Consider the following 1,314-nt stretch of genomic DNA (forward strand, 5'->3'; position numbering starts at 1 on the left):
GGGCCGCCGCCGCCCAGCGCGGCTGGGCCGCGGCGTCGCCGGGCGACCGCGCCCGACTGCTGCGCAGGTTCGCACTCCGCGTCGACGAGCACACCGAGGAGCTCGCCCGACTTGAGGTGCGCGAGGCGGGCCACACCATCGGCAACGCCCGCTGGGAGGCGGGCAACTTCCGCGACGTGCTCGACTACGCCGCCGGGGGAGTGGAGCGCCTGACCGGTTCGCAGATTCCGGTGCCCGGCGGCGTCGACATCACCTTCCTCGAACCCCTCGGCGTGGTCGGCGTGATCGCCCCGTGGAACTTCCCGATGCCCGTGGCTGGCTGGGGCTCCGCGCCCGCGCTCGCCGCGGGCAACGCCGTCCTCCTCAAGCCCGCGGAGACCACCCCGCTGACCGCGCTGCGCCTGGCCGAACTCGCCCTCGAAGCCGGCCTGCCCGAACACCTCTTCCAGGTCCTGCCCGGCGCGGGCCCGGTCACCGGCGACGCGCTGGTGACCCACCCGGGCGTCGCGAAGATCGTCTTCACCGGGTCGACCGCCGTCGGCACGTCGATCATGGCTAAGTGCGCCGCCGCCGTGAAGCGCGTCACCCTCGAACTCGGCGGCAAGAGCCCCAACATCGTCTTCGCCGACGCCGACCTCGAACGGGCCGCCGCCACCGCCCCCATGTCCTTCCTCGACAACGCGGGACAGGACTGCTGCGCCCGCACCCGCATCCTCGTACAGCGCGAGGTGTACGACCGGTTCCTCGACTTGCTCGCGCCCGCCGTCGCCGCCGTCACGGTCGGCGACCCCGCGGACGAGGCCACCGAGATGGGGCCGCTGATCTCGGCCGCGCAGCTGGAGCGCGTGCGGTCCTACGTCCCGGCCGGGGCGCCCGGGATACGCGGCAGCGCTCCCGAGGGGCCCGGCTTCTGGTTCCCGCCGACCGTCCTCACGGATCTCGACCCGGACGCACCCGCGGCCACCGAGGAGGTCTTCGGACCGGTCGCCGCCGTCCTGCCGTTCACGGACGAGGAGGACGCGGTACGGCTCGCCAACGCCACCCCGTACGGCCTGTCCGGGTCGCTGTGGACCCGCGACGTCGGCCGGGCGCTGCGCGTCTCGAAGGCCGTCGCCGCCGGCAACCTGTCCGTCAACTCGCACAGCAGCGTGCGCTATTGGACGCCCTTCGGCGGCTACAAGCGCTCCGGCCTCGGCCGCGAACTCGGTCCGGGCGCGCTCGCCGCCTTCACCGAGACCAAGAACGTCTTCATCGGCACGGAGGACTGACCACGATGACGAACATCCCCACCCCCGCCCCCGACGCGGCCGGCGC

Annotated in this window: 1 protein-coding gene; it reads left to right on the plus strand. The window is 73.9% G+C overall.

From position 1 onward, the window contains the following. A partial coding sequence (locus LCE31_RS39665) for an aldehyde dehydrogenase family protein (protein ID WP_225023146.1) occupies window positions 1-1,268 on the plus strand: 1,268 nt, incomplete at its 5' end. Window positions 1,269-1,314 lie beyond the last annotated feature (46 nt).

Origin of the sequence: Streptomyces sp. 8L, from assembly GCF_020176795.1 — a bacterium.
GTDB lineage: Bacteria > Actinomycetota > Actinomycetes > Streptomycetales > Streptomycetaceae > Streptomyces.